A 15,416-nucleotide genomic window follows, 5' to 3' on the forward strand; every position below is an offset into this window, starting at 1 on the left:
CACGCTGGCCGACCGCATTTTGGAATATACGGGTACGCTGACCGCGCGCGAGATGCAGGACCAGGTGCTCGACTCGATGGACCTTGAGCGCGAGCGCGGCATCACGATTAAGCTGCAGGCCGTACGGCTTAAGTACAAGGCCGACGACGGCGAGATATACACGCTGCACCTGATCGACACGCCCGGACACGTCGACTTCACGTACGAAGTGTCGCGGAGTCTCGCCGCTTGCGAAGGCGCGCTGCTCATCGTCGACGCCGCCCAGGGGATCGAAGCCCAGACGCTGGCGAACGTCTATCTGGCGCTGGATAACAACCTTGAGATCTTGCCCGTCATCAACAAGATCGACCTGCCGAGCGCCGAGCCCGAGCGGGTCAAGCAGGAGGTCGAGGACGTCATCGGCCTCGACGCCAGCGAAGCGGTGCTCGCCTCGGCGAAGAACGGCATCGGCATCAAGGAGATTCTCGAGCAGGTCGTGCAAAAGGTGCCGGCGCCGCAGGGCGATCCCGAAGCGCCGCTGAAGGCGCTCATTTTCGACTCCTACTACGATGCATACAAGGGCGTCATCTGCTACATCCGCGTCATCGACGGCAAGCTCCGCGCGGGCACGCCGATCAAGTTCATGGCGACCGGCGCGACATTCGACGTCGTCGAGGTCGGCACATTCATGCCGCGCTCGACGATCGTGGACGAGCTCGGACCGGGCGACGTCGGCTTTGTGACGGCGTCGATCAAGAACGTCAAGGACACGCGCGTAGGCGATACGATCACGAACGCGAAGCGTCCGACCGCCGAGGCGCTCCCGGGCTATCGCGGCATCAATCCAATGGTGTTCTGCGGCCTGTACCCAATCGAGTCGTCGGACTACAACGATCTGCGCGACGCGCTCGAGAAGCTCGAGCTGAACGACGCCTCGCTGCGTTTCGAACCGGAGACGTCGCAGGCGCTCGGCTTCGGCTTCCGCTGCGGCTTCCTCGGCATGCTCCATATGGAGATCATCCAGGAGCGGATCGAACGGGAGTTCAACATTCCGCTCATTACGACGGCGCCGAGCGTCGTATACAAAGTCACCCTCACGAACGGCACGCAGCTGGACATCTCCAACCCGTCGGAGTATCCGGAGGCGGGCAAGCTTGACTTCGTCGAAGAGCCGTACGTCAAAGCTTCGATTATCGTACCGAAGGATTACGTCGGCGCGATCATGGAGCTGTGCCAGGGCAAACGCGGCGAGTTTATCGACATGCAGTACCTCGACGCCAACCGCGTTACGCTGAAGTACGATATCCCGCTCGCGGAGATCGTATACGACTTTTTTGACCAATTGAAGTCCAGCACCAAGGGGTACGCTTCGTTCGACTACGAGCTGACGGGCTACCGCCAGTCGAGTCTCGTGAAGATGGACATTCTGCTGAACGGCGAGCAGGTGGACGCGCTCTCCTTCATCGTACACAGAGACCGCGCTTACCAGCGCGGACGGATCATTTGCGAGAAGCTGAAGGACCTGATCCCGCGCCAGATGTTCGAAGTGCCGATCCAGGCGGCCGTCGGCCAGAAGATCGTCTCCCGGGAGACGATCAAGGCCATGCGCAAAAACGTACTGGCCAAGTGCTACGGCGGCGACATTTCGCGGAAGCGCAAGCTGCTCGAGAAGCAAAAGGAAGGCAAGAAGCGCATGAAGCAGGTCGGCAACGTCGAGGTGCCGCAGGAAGCGTTCATGGCGGTGCTGAAGCTGGACGACTAACGGATTTGTTAATGGAGGCGAGACGCGATGGCGATCGTACCGATCTACGCGGGCGAACAGATGCTGATCAGTGCGGACCCGGACAAGGGACATGTTCATATCGAGATGTCCAGCACGGGTTATCGCGAAAGGTACGTATCGCTGTACGTCGAACGGGCGGAGGAGCTTCAGGAGATCATCGACGCCCTCGTCCGAGCCAAGCAGCACCTGACAGACTAAAGCTTGCGGCAAGCTCTCCGAAGGACTGGCGTCCCGGGGAGCTTTTGCTTCCTATGAGCATGCCTCGCCAGGGCATGTCTCGCCGCATCCGAGAGGAGCATGACTGATGATTATGACTGCGACGGTACCCCCGCTTCACGCGTGGACGCCCCGGGCGCTCTATATACACATTCCGTTTTGCACGAACAAATGCTATTACTGCGATTTCAATTCCTACGTGGCCGCCGGGCAGCCGATCGACGCCTATCTGGATGCGTTGGAGCGGGAAATGGAAAACACGGTCAAGGCGCTTCCGCCCGAGACGATCGGCAAGGTGTTCGTCGGGGGCGGTACGCCGACCGTTCTGAATCCCGTCCAGATGAAGCGGTTCCTCGAGTCGGTCAACCGCCATTTTCCGATCGCGGCGGGAGCCGAGTTCACGATGGAAGCGAACCCCGGCACCACCGATCCGGACAAGCTCGCGGCGATGCGCGCGGGCGGCGTCAACCGGATCAGCTTCGGCGCGCAGACGTTCGACAATGCGTTGCTCGCCGCGATCGGCCGCATCCACGAGGCGGACGACGTCGTAAACAGCATCGCGAACGCCAAGGCGGCGGGCTTCACGAACCTGTCGATCGACCTCATGTTCGGCCTGCCGCGCCAGACGCTGCAGCAACTGGCCGACAGCGTGGAGCGGGCGCTTGAGCTCGATCTGCCGCATTACTCGCTGTATAGCTTGAAGGTCGAGGAAAATACGCTGTTCCATCGCTTGTACGAACGCGGCGAGCTGCCGCTGCCGGAGGAGGACGTCGAGGTCGAGATGTTCGCGCATTTGCGCCGCCGGCTGACCGAAGCCGGCTATGGACATTACGAGATCAGCAACTTCGCGAGGCCAGGCTTCGAGAGCCGGCACAATTCGGCATATTGGCATAACGAGCCTTATTACGGGCTCGGCGCGGGCGCCCACGGCTATGCGCTTGGCGAGCGGCATCTCAATATTAAAGGCGTGCAGCCCTATATCGATGCCGCGCTGGCGGGACTGCCGCGGCTTGAGCGCAATGCCGTGTCGACGCAAGAAGCGATGGAGGATTTCATGATGGTCGGACTGCGACTGCGGACTGGCGTGCGTGACGTCGATTTCGCGCTTCAGTTCGGCGGGGCGAGCCTGACAGATGTTTTCGGACCAACGCTGGACAAGCTGCTGAAGCAGGGGCTGCTCGAACGGACGCCGGAGGGCGACGGCTACCGGCTTAGCGAAGCCGGCGTGCCGCTGGGCAACGAGGTGTTCGGCGCGTTCCTGGCATAGTTGAGGGCGGGCACGCAAGGAAAGGCAGAGCATGCCGGAACAACCGTGTAGCTCTGCGGTGGAGAGCTACGCGGGGAACGAATGATTACGGAGGAGGGGATCGATGTGGATTGCAGACCGGGATGCGGCGCGTGCTGCATCGTCGTCTCCATCTCTTCGCCGATTCCCGGCATGCCGGACGGCAAGCCGGCAGGCATGCGCTGCATTCAGCTCACCCCGGACAATCGTTGCTCGATATTCGGGCATCCCGAAAGGCCGGCCGTATGCGGACAGCTGCAAGCGTCTGCCGAGATGTGCGGCGCCCGCAACGAAGACGCATTTGCATATTTGGCGGAGCTGGAGCGAATCACCGCCCCATAAACACTAAACGAAAACATCCCTCGCATACGTAGTACGCAGGGATGTTTTTTGCAAAACGTGGGTTAGGAAGACACTTTTAGGTTCGAGTTTGAATCTGTCATCTCACTCGAAGGTTGTCCGACGGATGGCTTGGCGGCGTGCTTGGACAATATTTGAGGTCCTTCGCGCTGCCAGATGTTCAGAAAGGCTTTGACTACGTCGGGATCGAATTGCGTTCCTGCATGTTTCCGAATTTCCTCTATCGCAAACGCAATGTCCAGTTCTCCTCGATACACTCTCCTGGAGGTCATCGCGTCGAAAGTATCGGCCACGGCCATTATCCTAGCTGCAATCGGAATGTTAGCATGTCCGATCCGGCCCGGATAGCCGCGTCCGTCAAATCTCTCATGATGATGAAGAATCATATCCAAAATGCCGGAGCGTTTAAGATGGGAGATGTGGTTTAACATGGCATGGCCTGTAACGGGATGTTGCTTAATGATTTCAAACTCTTCATCGGTTAGTTTTGATGGTTTGAGCAAAATATGCTCGGGCACGCCGATCTTGCCGATGTCATGAAGAATGCCTCCAATATAAATGCGCTCGCACGCCAGCTTGGACATATTCATTTCCTCGGCGATTTTCTTCGAATAATAAGCCACGCTATCCGAGTGATCGGCCGTATAATGATCTCTTGAATCCAGGGCTTTGGCTAATGTAAACGTGAGCTGAAGCATATTTTGCTTCTGCCTATTGTAGTTCAAGATCATAAACGAAATAGAAGAAGAGGTTAAAAAATACGTAACAACTAGGGTGAAGACTCTCAAGATGAATTCATCCTGTTTGAATAGCACCGGCTCTTGCTCCAAATAAACGCGAAAGAAAACAATAAGAACCACGAGAATGCTGCGAATCCAAGTTTCCTTCCAAAAAGACAAACCCAACAATAAGCTGAGTAATAAATAAGCAAATTGGAACAGGATGTAATTTTCAAAATAGATGTCGACAGCAACGACTGCAAGAAATGCGATTCCGAATAAAAAGCGGCCTATAAATTTATTGAGAATAAGGATTTCCGCATAATAGGCAATGTAGTTTTTCATAGGATCGAGTACCTCGCCGTTAGGTGACGCTGTAAGTTTACTCGATATTGTCAAAATCGACCAGCCTAAGTTGAAATTCTGTAAGAAATATTAACCCTTAGGAACCGCCGTATGCGGACCCGCATGTAAGGCGGCGCGAGCGGAAGGAGGCCAGCCGCCTCCTCCTGCTCCATTCCTGTCATTGCCTGCGGCTCACCGCCCCCGCAGCTCCGCATCCTTCGGCAGCAGCAGCGTGAATATGCCGAGCAGCGGCAAATAGGCACAAATATGCATGACCGTCGATATGCTGGTGTGGTCGGCGATCTCGCCCAGCAAGGCGGAGCCGAGTCCGCCTAGACCGAATGCGAGACCGAAGAACAGGCCAGATACGAGGCCGATCTTGCCGGGCAGCAGCTCCTGTGCGTAGACGACGATGATCGAGAAGGCGGAAGACAGCACGAACCCGGCGCATACGCACAGTACCGCGGACCAGAACGGGTCGGCATAAGGCAGCGCGATTGAGAACGGCGCCGTGCCCAGGATCGAGAGCCAGATGACGTTGCGTCTGCCGAACCGGTCGGCGAGCGGACCGCCGATAAAGGTGCCGGCCGCGGAGGCGACGAGGAACGCGAACAAATACCATTGCGCCGCCTGCTTGCCTACGCCGAAGTCGTCGATCAAGTACAGCGAGTAAAAGCTGGTGAAGCTTGACAGGTACACATGCTTGGAAAATACGAGCAGGATCAGAATGCCGACGGACATGCGCACTTTACCTGCGGTCAGCTTGGTTGCAGACAGCGCCGTTTGCGCCGTCTTTTTCGGCTTGGGCGCTGCGCCGACCGCGGCGTACCAGCGCGCGACCATCGTCTGCAGCACGATGCCCGCGACGGCCGCGATGACGAACAAGAGAACGCCCTTTTGACCGAGCGGAATGAAGATGGTGGCCGTCATGACAGGGCCGAGCGCACTGCCGATGTTGCCTCCGACCTGGAAGATCGACTGCGCCAGGCCGCGATTGTTGCCCGCCGCGAGATAGGCGACGCGCGACGATTCGGGGTGGAACGCGGCGGAGCCGATCCCGATGGCCGTGACGGACAACAGAATCGTCGCGAAGTTCGGCGCCAGCGCCAGCATGACTACGCCGAGCAGCGTGAAGCAGACGCCGAGCGGCAGGATGAAGGGGCGCGGCTTTTTGTCCGCGAACCAGCCGACGAGCGGCTGCAAAAACGAAGCGGTAATGTTCATCATAAAAGCGATAAGGCCGATCTGTCCGTAACTGAGGTGCTGCGACTCCCGGAGCACGGGAAACAGCGCGGTAACGGTCGATTGCATCGAATCGTTGAGCAGATGGACCGTGCTGATCATGTAAAGGATCGGAAACACGGTAGCGCTGACGGGCAGCGCGCGTGCGACTGCGGTTTTCATGAGCCAGATTCTCTCCCTTTGGGTTTCATTCGAGTCCGTATTGTTCGCGATAGCGTTCGAGCAGCCTCTCGTAATCGGCGCCATAGGCGCGTTCGAGCGCGGGGCCGAAGTCCTGTTCGATGTCCATCATCATGACGTCGTGCTGGAACGCCTGCTTGAGCACATGCGCGACGGCGGGATGGTTCGTCTCGAGCGCGGTCGACTTGCCTGCGGCGCCGAAGCTGCCGATGTAGCCTTCTTTCCAGTCGCAAAGTACGTAATAGTCGCGAGCGTCGCGCGGCAGCCACATCTCCATCCGCTTGTGCGTGCGCACGTTCTTCAGCTGCGACCGAACCTGGCCCAGCGTGATCGCCACGACGACGACGCCCCGCGCCTCGGCTTCGAGCAGCAGCGGCTCGAACTCGGCGAAGTCTTCGCTCCAGATGTCGACGACGATCGCGCGTTCCGCGCTTGCGATCATGCGCCTGAGCGACAAGCGGATGTTGGCTTCGCCGGACCAATTATAGAAGGTTGCAGCGGCGGGCTTCGGCTTGAGCTCCTTGACGAGCACGTCCGCGATCTCGTCGAATTCGGAGCGGAGCATGCGGATGACCTGGCCGATCGGCACGGCCCCGTACATGACCGGGTCTCCGTCCGCGGCCCTGCATACGCCTTTGTCCACGAGCGACCGAAGCGCCGCATAGACATTCGTTCGCGATACCGAGACGCGCTTGGCCACCTCGTAGCCGGAGAGGGACGTTTCCTCGTGAAGCGTCACATAACATCGCGCTTCCAGCTCGGACAGTCCGAGCCGTTTTAGCTTTTCGATCATGGAACGACTGCCTCCTCATTAGTCGTATTTTAAAATACTACTTATTGATCGTTATTATGAGGGGGTAAAGAATATATTGTCAATCCTGTTTTTTGGAGCTGAATGAAAATCATATTGAGAATTCATTCGTATTCATGTATATTTATTCACATCATCTTATTAACGGGCGCCACGGCGCGGACGGAAAGCAGGGAGACCATGAACACAACGATCGTGAGCCGCAAGGCGAAGCCGGAAGACGTAGAGGCGCTGTTCGAATTGATTCAGGGATACGCGGAAAAGGGAATTATGCTGCCGCGATCGAGAGAAGCCCTGCTGCGCCATATCGATTCGTTTGTCGTGGTCGAGGACGCCGGCAAGCTGATCGGCTGCGGCTCGTTGTTCCGCCTGGGCTCCGATTTGGTCGAGATCCGTTCGCTGGGCATGAGCGAAGGATACAAAGGCATGGGCATCGGCTCGCGCATCGTCGACGCGCTGATCGACGAAGCCCGCCGCATGCATATCCCGAAGGTCATGGCGCTTACTTATGAAGTGAAGTTCTTTTTGAAAAACGGCTTCAGCGTCGTCGACAAAGAAATTTTTCCCGAAAAAGTATGGACGGACTGCGTGCACTGCAGCAAACGCAACAACTGCGACGAGATCGCGGTCGTCAGAATGCTGGAATAGTCGGCGCAACGATGGGCGTTGGCCCGATCTATGCCAAACCGCTTCGGTCGTCTTGACACGGCAGGCGCGGTTTGGTATTTTTGTAATAGTGATTAGCACTCATGATCGTTGAGTGCTAACGACGGCGAGGAGGGGGAACGATTCATGCTCAGCGAGCGTCAACGAATGATATTAAGCGCTATTGTAGACGACTATATCCGCTCGGCGGAGCCCGTCGGCTCGCGCAGCATCTCCAAGCGCAGCGACGTCTCGTTCAGCCCCGCCACCATCCGCAACGATATGGCCGATCTGGAGGAGCTCGGGCTGCTCGAGCAGCCGCACACGTCTGCCGGCCGCATTCCTTCCATTAAAGGATATCGTTATTACGTGGACCATCTGATCCAACTCGGCGGGGTGAAGGAGCAGGACGTAAGACGTCTGCGGGGCCTGGTCGCGGAGAAGATGAACCACTGGGAGGGCGCCGTCAGTCATGCCGCGACGATCGTGTCGCAGCTGACCAATTATACGTCGATCGTACTCGGACCGGACTCGTTTCATACGAGCCTCAAGCACTTCCAGTTGCTGCCGCTGACCGATACGACGGCGGTTGCCATCGTCGTCGCCAACACGGGGCATGTGGAACACCGGACCATCACGCTGCCCGAAGGCGTGGGCATGGACGATATGCGCAGAATCGCGGGCCTGCTCAACGAAAAGCTGACCGGCGTTCCCTTTTATAAGGTGAAGACGGTGCTGTATACCGAAGTGGCCAACGAGCTTCGCAGCTACATCGACCATTGCGAGCATATTCTGTCCCTGCTCGAGGACACGCTGAAGGAAGAGACTGAACCTAAAGTATTCCTGAGCGGCGCGACCAACATTTTGACGCAGCCGGAGTTCAAGGATGTCGACAAGGTCAAAGGCATTTTGGACGTGCTAGAGGAGACGCCGCGTCTCATGCAGCTGTTTCAGTCGCTATCCGAAGGGATACAGGTACGCATAGGGACGGAAAACGGCGTAGAAGCGATCAACCAATGCAGTCTCGTGACGGCGACGATCTCCGCGGACGGTCAATTGCTCGGCACGATCGGCATATTGGGGCCGACGCGCATGGAGTACGGCAAGGTCATCGGCCTGCTGGATTACTTGTCCGGGGATTTGACTCGTCTTTACAACCGATTGTACAAATAACGCGCGTACGCGCAAATGGATTCCGATGAGGAAGGAGCCGAGCAATGGAACAGGATTTGAAGCAAGAACCTAACCTGAACGCGTCAGAGCAAGCCGCGCCGGAGACCGAAGAGACGATCGAGGCGCAGGCGGAGCAAGCCGAGCGAGCCTCGGCGGCACCGGAGGACGATCGGTTCGAGGAATTGAAGCGTCAGGCCGAGGAGGCGTACCAGCGCCAGCTTCGCGTACAGGCCGACTTTGACAACTATCGTCGCCGCACGCTGAAGGAGACGGCGGACCTGCAGAAGTACGCTTCGGTCAAGCTCGTGACCAACCTGCTTCCCGTGCTTGACAACTTCGGCCGGGCGCTGCAGACTTCGTCCGAGGGAGCCGAGAGCGATTCGTTCGTCAAGGGCATCGACATGATCAATCGCCAGCTTTGGCAGGTGCTCGAAGCCGAAGGGCTGAAGGCGATGGAGCCGGTCGGCCAGCCGTTCGATCCTGAGCTTCACCAGGCGATTATGCAGGTGGAATCGGACGAATACGAAGAAGGCATCGTCGTCGAGGTTGTCCAACCGGGCTACTGGCTGAGCGACAAGGTCATCCGTCCCGCGATGGTCAAGGTCAGCGGGTAATTTCTACTTAACCGAATTTCAAATTCACGCATTTAATGACTGGAGGACTTGAATCATGAGCAAAGTCATCGGCATCGACCTGGGTACTACCAACTCTTGCGTAGCGGTTATGGAGGGCGGCGAAGCCGTCGTTATCCCGAACCCCGAAGGCAACCGCACGACACCATCCGTCGTCGGCTTCAAGAAGGACGGAGAACGCATCGTCGGCGATACGGCGAAGCGTCAGGCGATCACGAATCCGGACCGCACCGTCATCTCGATCAAACGCCACATGGGCAGCAACCACAAGGAGTCGATCGACGGCAAGGACTACTCGCCGCAGGAGATCTCCGCGATCATTTTGCAAAAGCTGAAGGCCGACGCGGAAGCGTATCTGGGCCAAACGGTATCGCAAGCCGTCATCACCGTTCCTGCATACTTTAACGACAGCCAGCGTCAAGCGACGAAGGACGCCGGCGCCATCGCGGGCCTCGAAGTGTTGCGCATCGTCAACGAACCGACCGCGGCGGCGCTCGCGTACGGCCTTGAGAAGGCCGAAGATCAAACGATCCTCGTCTTCGACCTCGGCGGCGGTACGTTCGACGTCTCGATCCTCGAGCTCGGCTCCGGCTTCTTCGAAGTCAAAGCGACGAGCGGCGACAACCACCTGGGCGGCGACGACTTCGACCAAGCGATCATGGAATGGCTGTCCGCCGAGTTCAAGAAAGAGCAGGGCATCGACCTGTTGAAGGACAAATCGGCCGTTCAACGTCTGAAGGACGCGGCTGAAAAGGCGAAGAAGGAACTGTCGGGCGTTCTGCAAACGACGATCTCCCTCCCGTTCATCACGGTCGTAGACGGCGTGCCGCAGCACTTGGAGATGAACCTGACGCGCGCCAAGTTCGACGAGATCACCTCTTCGCTCGTCGAGCGTACGATGGGCCCGACGCGTCAAGCGATGTCCGATGCCGGCCTGTCCGCCTCGCAGATCGACAAGATCGTACTGGTCGGCGGCTCTACGCGGATCCCGGCCGTTCAAGAAGCGATCAAGCGCCTGACCGGCAAAGAGCCGCACAAGGGCGTTAATCCGGACGAAGTCGTCGCACTGGGCGCCGCGGTCCAAGCGGGCGTCTTGACGGGCGACGTCAAGGATGTCGTGCTGCTCGACGTCACCCCGCTGTCGCTCGGCATCGAGACCGCAGGCGGCGTCCTGACGAAGATGATCGACCGCAACACGACGATTCCGACAAGCAAGTCCCAAGTGTTCTCCACCTTCGCGGACAACCAGACGCAGGTTGAGATCCACGTGCTCCAAGGCGAGCGCGCCATGGCGAAGGACAACAAGACGCTCGGCCGCTTCAACCTGACGGACATCCCGCTGGCGCCGCGTGGCGTGCCGCAGATCGAAGTTACGTTCGATATCGATGCCAACGGCATCGTTAACGTGTCCGCGCTTGACAAGGGCACGGGCAAGAGCCAGAAGATCACGATCACGTCCTCCGGCGGCCTGTCCAAGGAAGAGATCGAGCGCATGCAGAAGGAAGCCGAGCTGCACGCCGAAGAAGACAGCAAGCGCCGCGAGCTGATCGAAGCGAAAAACGGCGCGGATCAGCTGATCTATGCGGCCGACAAGGCCGTCAAGGATCTGGGCGACAAGGTCGACGCCTCCGAGACCGCGAACGTCGAAGCGGCGAAGGAGAAGGTCAAGAAGGCGCTCGAGAGCGACAACCTCGACGAGATCAAAGCTGCTTCCGACGAGCTGTCCGGCATCGTGCAGCAGCTGTCCGTCAAGGTTTACGAGCAAGCGGCTCAAGACGCGCAAGCCGCACAGGGCGCAGCCGGCGGTGCTGACGCAGGCTCCGCGTCGGCGAAGAAGGACAACGTCGTCGACGCCGACTACGAAGTCGTGGACGAAGACAAGAAATAAAGCATAGATAGCCGGCTGCCGGCGGCAGCGAGTAGTCAAAGCCGGTTCCGCTTGGCGCTGCCTCTACGGCGCGCGGCGGAACCCGCTTTGACTTTGTCATGGAGATGGAGGTTGAATAGTGGCGGACAAAAGAGATTTTTACGAGGTGCTGGGCGTCGGCAAGGGCGCATCCGCGGACGAGATCAAAAAGGCTTACCGCGGCCTTGCCCGCAAATATCACCCGGACGTGAACAAGGCGGCCGACGCGGAAGCCAAGTTCAAGGAAGTCAAGGAAGCGTACGATACGCTGAGCGACGATCAGAAGCGCGCCCGCTACGACCAGTTCGGCCATGAGGATCCGATGGCGGGCATGGGTGGCGGACAAGGCGACTTCGGGGGCGGCTTCGGCGATATATTCGATATGTTCTTCGGGGGCGGAGGCGGTCGTCGCGACCCCAACGCGCCGCAGCGCGGCAATGACCTGCAGTATACGATGACGATCGAGTTCAAGGAAGCTGTCTTCGGCAAGGAGCTCGACATTACCATTCCGCGGACCGAGAGCTGCGACCACTGTCACGGCAGCGGCGCGGAGCCCGGCTCCAAGGTCGACAACTGTCCGACCTGCCGCGGCACCGGCCAGCAGGAGGTCGCGCAGAATACGCCGTTCGGACGCATCGTCAACCGCAGAACGTGTTCGACCTGCGGCGGGCGCGGCAAGATCATCAAGGACCGCTGCAAAGTGTGCTCGGGCAGCGGCCAGGTGAAGAAGCAGCGCAAAATTCACGTCAAGATTCCGGCAGGCGTGGACGACGGCTCCCAGCTTCGCGTAACCGGCGAAGGCGAAGGCGGCACACGGGGCGGTCCTCCGGGCGACCTGTACGTCGTCCTGCGCGTGAAGGCGCACGACTTTTTCGAGCGCGACGGCGACGACATTTACTGCGAGGTGCCGCTCACGTTCGCGCAGGCGGCGCTTGGCGACGAGATCGAGATTCCGACGCTGACCGAGAAGGTCAAGCTCAAGATCCCGTCCGGCACGCAGACCGGCACGTACTTCCGCCTCAAGGGCAAAGGCGTGCCGAAGCTGCGCGGCTACGGGCAAGGCGACCAGCATGTCAAAGTGACGGTCGTCACGCCGACCAACCTGAACGACGCGCAGCGCGAGCTGCTTCGGGAATTCGGCTCCACGACCGGCGAAGCCACCCACGAGCAGCACAAATCGATATTCGAGCGCATGAAAAAAGCGATTCTGGGCGATTGACAGACGCACCGGCGCCCCTTCTTCGGAGGGGCGCCTTTTGCGTTTTTTGGCAGCTACAGCAAGCTGTAGCCGCGCAAACCTCGCTTGGAGCAGAGCGGTCGAGCTTTAGACTCGCGCAAATCTCGCTTACAGCCGGCTGCTCCCGCCAATTCCGCACTGTAGCCGCGCAAACCTCGCTTGGAGCAGAGCGGTCGAGCTGTAGCCTCGCAAATCTCGCTTACAGCCGGCTGCTCCCGCCAATTCCGCGCTGTAACGGCGCAAACCTCGCTTGGAGCAGAGCGGTCGAGCTGCAACCTCGCAAATCTCGCTTACAGCCGGCTGCTCCCGCAAATTCCATGCTGCAGGCGCGCAAATCTCGCTTGGAGCAGAGCAGTCGCGCTGCAACCTCGCAAACCTCGCTTACAGCCGGCTGCTCCCGCCAATTCCGCACTGTAGCCGCGCAAACCTCGCTTGGAGCAGAGCGGTCGAGCTTTAGCCTCGCGCAAATCTCGCTTACAGCCGACTGCTCCCGCCAATTCCGCACTGTAGCCTCGCAAACCTCGCTTGGAGCAGAGCGGTCGAGCTGTAGCCTCGCAAACCTCGCTTACAGCCGGCTGCTCCCGCCAATTCCGCGCTGTAACGGCGCAAACCTCACTTCGGCGAGCCCCCCTGCACATCATCCCCATGTATAAGCGGTATCCGTTCGCGCATCCTAACGTAGACTGCATGCATTTTATTCGCCAATACGGGAGGATTAATATCGATGGGCAAGCGAAGCAAGAGCAACGAGCAGTTACCCGTCGCGAGAGCCGAAGACGTCGAATTCGCGGCGGATCGCGCCGACGCAGACGATCTGGAAGCGCTGGAGCGCTCGGAGGAAGCCGACCGCCGGGCGCAGCAGTACGAAGGGACGTGAGCGGACGTGGATAAGACGACGCTTGAGGCGAGCTTCGACTCGCAGGAGGAAGCGGAAGCCGCAGTTCGCAAGCTGACGGCGCTGCGCGGGGATCGCTTCCGCATGGAGAGCGCGGCGGCGGGCGCGGATTTCGGCGCCAAGGCGGGCCGCAAGGATGCGATCGCGAGCGGCGTCGCCAGCGCGATGCTGTACGGCGGCGCCGAGCTCGAAGCGGCGGAGGAGCTCGGCACCGGCGCAGCGGAATACAGCCCGGCGGCCTCCAAGGCGGGAGCGATCCATCTGACCGCGGACATCCCGGGGGAATCCGTCGAGCAGGCGCGCCGCGTCATTCAGGATACGGGCGGCACGCTCGCTTAGCAAAAAAGCAAGATGACGGTTGACATCGCCTGTCAATATCAATAAACTGTCTGTAACTCATATGCATTTACGTTGAAGGAATCAGTAGCTGCCTCGTCCCTGTCTCAGAGAGCCGGGGGTCGATGAGACCCGGTACACACGCTGGCCAGCGAATTACGTTCTGGAGTAACCCGGGTAATGCCGGGCGGCCTGGCGATCGATATCTCGCCGAGAGCGGCATCCATGGCGCGCGTACACGCGGCGTCCATCGGTGCAATTTGGGTGGTAACACGGTGGTCCAATCGTCCCTATGTCTATTTAGACAAGGGGCGATTTTTTATTTTCAGTCAAGGGGAGCGGTTACGAATGAGCATGAACATTATCGACGAACTGGAATGGCGCGACGCGATCAATCAGCAGACGGACGCCGAAGGTCTAAGAGAGTTGACGTCCCAGAAGGCGGTCTCGCTGTACTGCGGCGTCGATCCGACGGGCGACAGCATGCATATCGGGCATCTCATCCCGTTCATGGTGCTGAAGCGGTTCCAGCTGGCGGGCCACCGTCCGGTCATTCTGATCGGCGGGGCGACAGGCACGATCGGCGATCCGAGCGGACGCACGACCGAGCGATCGCTGCAGACGCTGGAGCAGATCCAGGCGAATGTTGAGGCACTGGCGGCGCAGCTCACCAAGCTGTTCCTGACCGAGGACAACAGCCAGGGCTCGATGCGTATCGTGAACAACTACGACTGGACGCATAAGATCAACGTCATCGAATTTTTACGCGACTACGGCAAAAACTTCAGCATCAATTCGATGCTGGCCAAGGACGTCGTGGCGAGCCGGCTCGACAGCGGCATTTCGTTTACCGAATTCTCGTACCAAATCCTGCAATCGCTCGACTTCCTCCATTTGTACAAGGAAGAGGACGTTCAGCTGCAAATCGGCGGCTCCGATCAATGGGGCAACATTACGAGCGGTCTCGATCTGATCCGTAAAAAAGAAGGCGCGGAGGCGAAGGCGTTCGGACTTACAATCCCGCTCATGCTGAAGGCCGACGGCACGAAGTTCGGCAAGACGGCGGGCGGCGCGGTATGGCTCGATCCGAACAAGACGACGCCGTACGAGTTTTACCAGTTCTGGGCCAACACTGACGACCGCGACGTCGTCAAGTACCTCAAGTACTTCACGTTTTTGTCCAAGGAACGGATCGAGGAGCTGGCCGAGAAGGTACAGACCGAGCCGCACAAGCGCGAAGCGCAAAAGACGCTGGCCGAGGAAATGACCCGGTTCGTGCACGGCGACGATCTGCTCGAGCAAGCCAAGCGCATCACGGACGCGCTGTTCAGCGGCGATATCAAGGCGCTGACGGCCGACGAGATCGAGCAAGGCTTCAAGGAAATGCCGACCTTCGAGGCGACGCCGGAAGCTAAAAACATTGTCGACTGGCTTGTTGATCTGAAGATCGAGCCCTCCAAGCGGCAGGCGCGCGAAGACATTACGAAAGGCGCCATTTACTTGAACGGCGATCGCGTCAGCGATCTGGAGCTTGAAGTGTCCGCGAGCCACGCGATCGGCGGCAAGTTTGTGATCATCCGCAAAGGCAAGAAAAACTACAGTCTGGTGAAAATCGTCTAGCAAGTCGTCCGGCTCGCGCTTTTGCTTCCCGTTGAACGCTAGTTGTATAATG

Annotated in this window: 15 protein-coding genes; 12 read left to right on the plus strand and 3 right to left on the minus strand. The window is 59.0% G+C overall.

Annotated elements, in window-relative coordinates:
• From lepA to KVT38_RS28305, 4 genes are all read left to right on the plus strand, one after another.
• Positions 1 to 1,741, plus strand: a 1,741-nt coding sequence (lepA, locus tag KVT38_RS28290; protein WP_217597102.1) for a translation elongation factor 4, incomplete at its 5' end; no start/stop codon positions are given.
• Between the two features lie 27 nt (positions 1,742 to 1,768).
• Entirely contained in the window at positions 1,769 to 1,960 is a 192-nt protein-coding gene (locus KVT38_RS28295; protein ID WP_217597103.1) for a hypothetical protein, read from the plus strand.
• Positions 1,961 to 2,066: 106 nt separating this feature from the next.
• Entirely contained in the window at positions 2,067 to 3,245 is a 1,179-nt protein-coding gene (hemW, locus tag KVT38_RS28300; protein WP_254639633.1) for a radical SAM family heme chaperone HemW, read from the plus strand.
• A 105-nt stretch (positions 3,246 to 3,350) separates the two neighbouring features.
• Positions 3,351 to 3,605 (plus strand): YkgJ family cysteine cluster protein, encoded by a 255-nt coding sequence (locus KVT38_RS28305; protein ID WP_217597104.1) that lies wholly within the window; start codon positions 3,351 to 3,353, stop codon positions 3,603 to 3,605.
• 62 nt (positions 3,606 to 3,667) lie between these two features.
• On the opposite strand, the gene KVT38_RS28310 is transcribed toward KVT38_RS28305, so the two are convergent.
• From KVT38_RS28310 to KVT38_RS28320, 3 genes are all read right to left on the minus strand, one after another.
• The gene (locus KVT38_RS28310) at positions 3,668 to 4,687 is read right to left on the minus strand and encodes an HD-GYP domain-containing protein (protein ID WP_217597105.1); all 1,020 of its coding nucleotides are present in this window, start codon (positions 4,685 to 4,687) and stop codon (positions 3,668 to 3,670) included.
• 192 nt (positions 4,688 to 4,879) lie between these two features.
• Entirely contained in the window at positions 4,880 to 6,091 is a 1,212-nt protein-coding gene (locus KVT38_RS28315; RefSeq protein WP_217597106.1) for an MFS transporter, read from the minus strand.
• A 25-nt stretch (positions 6,092 to 6,116) separates the two neighbouring features.
• Complete coding sequence (locus KVT38_RS28320; RefSeq protein ID WP_217597107.1) at positions 6,117 to 6,902, minus strand: TrmB family transcriptional regulator; 786 nt, start codon at positions 6,900 to 6,902, stop codon at positions 6,117 to 6,119.
• 198 nt (positions 6,903 to 7,100) lie between these two features.
• On the opposite strand from KVT38_RS28320, the gene KVT38_RS28325 reads away from it, so the two are divergent.
• The 8 genes from KVT38_RS28325 (at position 7,101) to tyrS (ending at position 15,364) form a co-directional block, all read left to right on the plus strand.
• Positions 7,101 to 7,568, plus strand: coding sequence for an N-acetyltransferase (locus KVT38_RS28325; protein ID WP_217597108.1), 468 nt, complete (start codon positions 7,101 to 7,103; stop codon positions 7,566 to 7,568).
• Positions 7,569 to 7,712: 144 nt separating this feature from the next.
• A complete protein-coding gene (gene hrcA, locus KVT38_RS28330; protein WP_217597109.1) occupies positions 7,713 to 8,738 on the plus strand; it encodes a heat-inducible transcriptional repressor HrcA in 1,026 nt (341 codons plus the stop codon).
• Between the two features lie 44 nt (positions 8,739 to 8,782).
• Entirely contained in the window at positions 8,783 to 9,352 is a 570-nt protein-coding gene (gene grpE / locus KVT38_RS28335; protein WP_217597110.1) for a nucleotide exchange factor GrpE, read from the plus strand.
• Positions 9,353 to 9,407: 55 nt separating this feature from the next.
• Positions 9,408 to 11,258 (plus strand): molecular chaperone DnaK, encoded by a 1,851-nt coding sequence (gene dnaK / locus KVT38_RS28340; RefSeq protein WP_217597111.1) that lies wholly within the window; start codon positions 9,408 to 9,410, stop codon positions 11,256 to 11,258.
• A gap of 118 nt (positions 11,259 to 11,376) precedes the next feature.
• A complete protein-coding gene (gene dnaJ / locus KVT38_RS28345) occupies positions 11,377 to 12,495 on the plus strand; it encodes a molecular chaperone DnaJ (protein WP_217597112.1) in 1,119 nt (372 codons plus the stop codon).
• Between the two features lie 742 nt (positions 12,496 to 13,237).
• A complete protein-coding gene (locus KVT38_RS28350) occupies positions 13,238 to 13,390 on the plus strand; it encodes a YfhD family protein (protein ID WP_217597113.1) in 153 nt (50 codons plus the stop codon).
• A gap of 6 nt (positions 13,391 to 13,396) precedes the next feature.
• On the plus strand, positions 13,397 to 13,747 hold the full coding sequence (locus KVT38_RS28355) for a hypothetical protein (protein WP_217597114.1): 351 nt from the start codon (positions 13,397 to 13,399) through the stop codon (positions 13,745 to 13,747).
• 351 nt (positions 13,748 to 14,098) lie between these two features.
• Complete coding sequence (tyrS, locus tag KVT38_RS28360) at positions 14,099 to 15,364, plus strand: tyrosine--tRNA ligase (protein WP_217597133.1); 1,266 nt, start codon at positions 14,099 to 14,101, stop codon at positions 15,362 to 15,364.
• Positions 15,365 to 15,416 lie beyond the last annotated feature (52 nt).

The sequence above is a fragment of the Cohnella sp. GbtcB17 genome, from assembly GCF_019091135.1.
GTDB lineage: Bacteria > Bacillota > Bacilli > Paenibacillales > Paenibacillaceae > Cohnella.